Annotated in this window: 4 protein-coding genes; all 4 read right to left on the bottom strand. The window is 70.6% G+C overall.

The annotated features are described in order from the left end of the window. Positions 1-62: 62 nt before the first annotated feature. A complete protein-coding gene (locus tag HMPREF3086_RS17455; protein WP_070723213.1) occupies positions 63-1499 on the bottom strand; it encodes an acyl-CoA carboxylase subunit beta in 1437 nt (478 codons plus the stop codon). 259 nt (positions 1500-1758) lie between these two features. Further along, complete coding sequence (gene acpM, locus HMPREF3086_RS17450; protein WP_007629089.1) at positions 1759-2010, bottom strand: meromycolate extension acyl carrier protein AcpM; 252 nt, start codon at positions 2008-2010, stop codon at positions 1759-1761. A gap of 106 nt (positions 2011-2116) precedes the next feature. Next, on the bottom strand, positions 2117-3043 hold the full coding sequence (locus HMPREF3086_RS17445; RefSeq protein ID WP_083324515.1) for an ACP S-malonyltransferase: 927 nt from the start codon (positions 3041-3043) through the stop codon (positions 2117-2119). A gap of 155 nt (positions 3044-3198) precedes the next feature. Beyond that, positions 3199-3550, bottom strand: a 352-nt coding sequence (locus tag HMPREF3086_RS17440; RefSeq protein ID WP_141764159.1) for a PucR family transcriptional regulator, incomplete at its 5' end; no start/stop codon positions are given.

The raw sequence follows: 3550 nt of genomic DNA, 5'->3' as shown, positions 1-3550 counted from the left end.
CGCCCCCGGATCTCCCGGGGGCGGGCGCCTTCTCGTGCGTGAGACCGACCCGACGGGTCAGGTCACAGCGGGATGTTCTTGTGCCGACCGCGGGTGTGGGCGGCGGCGTCCAGGGCCTCGGCGAGACGACGACGGGTGTCGGTCGGCTCGATGACCTCGTCGACCACCCCGATCGACACGGCGCGGCCGACGCCGCCGGCGATCGCCGCGTGCTCCTCGGCCAGCCGCTCGTGCAGGGCCTCGCGCTCGTCCTCCGGCGCGGCCGCGAGGGTGCGCTTGTGGAGGATGCCGACGGCCGCCTTCGCGCCCATGACCGCCACCTCGGCGTCCGGCCACGCGAACACGGCGGAGGCACCGAGCGCGCGGGAGTTCATGGCGATGTAGGCACCGCCGTAGATCTTGCGCGTGACGAGCGTGACGCGGGCGACCGACGCCTCGGCGAACGCGTGCAGGAGCTTGGCGCCGCGGCGCACCACGCCGTCCCACTCCTGCGAGACGCCGGGCAGGTACCCGGGCACGTCCACGATCACGACGAGCGGCACACCGAAGGCGTTGCAGAGGCGGACGAAACGGGACGCCTTCTCCGCCGACTCGGAGTTGAGGCACCCGCCCAGTCGCAGCGGGTTGTTGGCGATCACGCCGACGGTGCGGCCGGCGATCCGACCGAAGCCCACGACGATGCTGGGCGCCCACTTGGACTGCAGCTCCTCGAACGTGGTGTTGCCGTCCAGTTCGGAGGAGTCGAGCAGGCCGTGGACGAGCGGGCGGACGTCGTACGCGCGCTTGGGCGACCCCGGCAGCAGCCCGGCGAGGTCCGTGTGGTCGCCCTCGAGGAGGCGCTGGTCGAACTCACCCTGCGCGGTGAGGAGGGTGACCAGTCGGCGGGCCCGGTTCAGGGCGTCGCGCTCGTCCTCGGCGGCGATGTGGCACACCCCCGACTTGCGGTGGTGCACGTCCTGGCCGCCCAGGCCCTCCATGTCGACCTGCTCGCCGGTCACGGAGCGGACCACGTCGGGCCCGGTGACGAAGATCTTGCCCGCCGGCGCCATGATGACGACGTCGGTCAGGGCGGGGCCGTAGGCGGCGCCACCGGCGGCGGGTCCGAGCACGACGGAGATCTGGGGGACCAGACCCGAGGCGCGGACCATGGCCTCGAAGACGGTACCCACGGCGTGCAGGGCCTCGACGCCCTCCGCGAGGCGGGCACCCCCCGAGTGCCAGACGCCCACGATGGGCAGCTGCTCGTCGATCGCGACATCGATCGCGCGGACGATGTGCCGGCACCCGTCGAGGCCCATGGCGCCACCCATGACGGTGGCGTCCGTGGCGTAGGCGATGGCGGGCTCACCGTCGATCAGGCCGCGTGCGGCCAGGGCTCCCGAGGCGTCGGGTTCGGTGATGAACTCCAGCGAGGCGGGATCGAAGAGGTTCTCGAGCCGGACGACGGGGTCGCGCGGATCGATCTGGGTGTTCTGGTCAACAGCGCTGGTGATGGTCATGAGTGCAGTCCTTTCCTTGGTGCACGTCCCGGGGAGGGAGCGTGCACCTGTGACGGACCCCCGGACTGGCTTGTGGGCGGACGATGACCGGAAGCGGGACCCCCGTCCCGTTTCCGGACCTCGTGCCCGGCGCCCCGCTCTGGGCGGGGCGATCTGTGGAGTGCCCTGCACGCGGGGAAGGGACGCGGGCTCGACGTGGTGCACCGACCGCACCTTCGGCCCTGAACGCGTCCCCGCCCCCGACGTGCGGGGCGGGAAATCAGCTCTGGTCGATCTTCTGAATGTAGTCGACCGCATCCTGCACGGTACGCAACTTGGCGAGGTCCTCGTCGGGGATCTCCACTCCGTATCGGTCCTCGGTCTGCACGGCGATCTCCACCATGGAGAGCGAATCGATGTCGAGGTCGTCGACGAAGGACTTCTCGGGGGTCACCTCGGACGGCTCGATCCCGGTGACCTCCTCGACGATTTCCGCGAGTCCTGCGATGATCTCGGCCTCGGTGCGTGCCATGTGGTGTCCTTTCTGATGGGTGATGTCGTGCCCGACGGGCGCGACGGACGTTTGTCGTACCCGATCATCGACGACGGCCGACGAACGGGGGTGGTCGGGGGAGGCCTCAGGCCCCGCTGAGGGCGGGAACCGTCGCGAGAGCGGTCTCGATGTCCTCCGGGACGGTCACGCCGTGGCGGGCGACCTCGCGCATCGAGCGCTTGGCCAGCCCGACGAGCGCGCCGGACGGCGGCAGCTCGACGAACGCGTCCACGCCGAGCTTGAGCATGGTCTGCGTGCAGAGGTCCCAGCGCACCGGGTGGGTGATCTGCGAGACCACCCGGTTCAGCGCGTCACGGCCTGAGGTGACCGCCATGCCGTCGGCGTTCGACAGCAGCGTCAGCTCCGGATCGTTGACCTCGATGGTCTCGGCCAGCGCGCGGAACTCGTCGACGGCGGAGTCCATGTGGCTCGTGTGGAACGCGCCGGCGACCTCGAGCCGACGCAGGCGCGCCCGGGTGGGCGGGTTCTGCTCGAGTGCGTCGCAGGCCTCGAGCGGGCCCGCGGCGACGATCTGCCCCGCGCCGTTCCGGTTCGCCGGCGCGAGCCCGGCATTGTCCAGGGCCAGCAGCACATCGGCCTCGACCCCGCCGAGAACGGCGATCATCCCGGTCGGTCGCTCGGCGCACGCCCGTGACATCGCCGCTCCGCGCACGGACGCGAGGCGCAAGGCGTCCGCCTCCGAGACCACGCCGGCGATCGCCAGTGCGGCGATCTCGCCGATCGAGTGGCCCGCGACGAGCGTGTCGGAGGGGACCTGACCGCGTCGCCGCAACTCCGCGGCGCCGAGGAGTGCGGAGGCCACGACGAGCGGCTGGGTCACCGCGGTGTCGGTGATCTCCTGCAGGGTCGCCGTGGTGCCGAGGCGCTCGAGATCGAGTCCGCTCGACGCGGACCAGTCGGCGAGACGGTCGGAGGCGCCGGGCAGCTCGAGCCAGGGCGCGAGCATCCCGGCTTTCTGTGACCCTTGTCCAGGGGCGGTTAGGCAAAGCACGGGTATCAGACAACACGGCCGGGCCCCGTTCGGATGATGTTCCCGAAGCCAGAAACGAGCCCCGGATTTTGTAGGGTTCCCACAAATTGCGAGCTGGCCGCCCGTCCATCTCCGAAAGGAACGGTTTCGTTACAGGTTGTGGCGCGAGTGAATATTTAGCCCTCTTGAGTACTTCGTTCGGCGAACTTCCCGAGGACGAGCGCGATTCTCAGCACGAATGCGTCCCGCGCCGTGAGGGGGTCGAATTTAGTGATTTGACTCACTCTCTTCAAGCGGTACCTGACGGTATTGGGATGGACGTACAACTCGCGGGCGCACTTCTCCACGTGCCCGCCGGAGTCCAGGTAGGCCCGCAGGGTGTCCTCCACGGAGGCGTCCGCACCCCGCAGGGGCGTGACGATCCGGTCGACCAACATCGCCGCCGCGCCGCGGTCGCCCCCGAGGACGCGCTCGGGGAGGAGGTCGATCGCCGCGACGGGCCGCGGCGCGCCGGGCCAGCCGCTCACC

The organism is Dietzia sp. HMSC21D01, assembly GCF_001815995.1.
Lineage (GTDB): Bacteria > Actinomycetota > Actinomycetes > Mycobacteriales > Mycobacteriaceae > Dietzia > Dietzia cinnamea.
The sequence above is the reverse complement of the archived record's forward strand: the minus strand, read 5'-3'. Positions and strand labels throughout refer to the sequence as shown.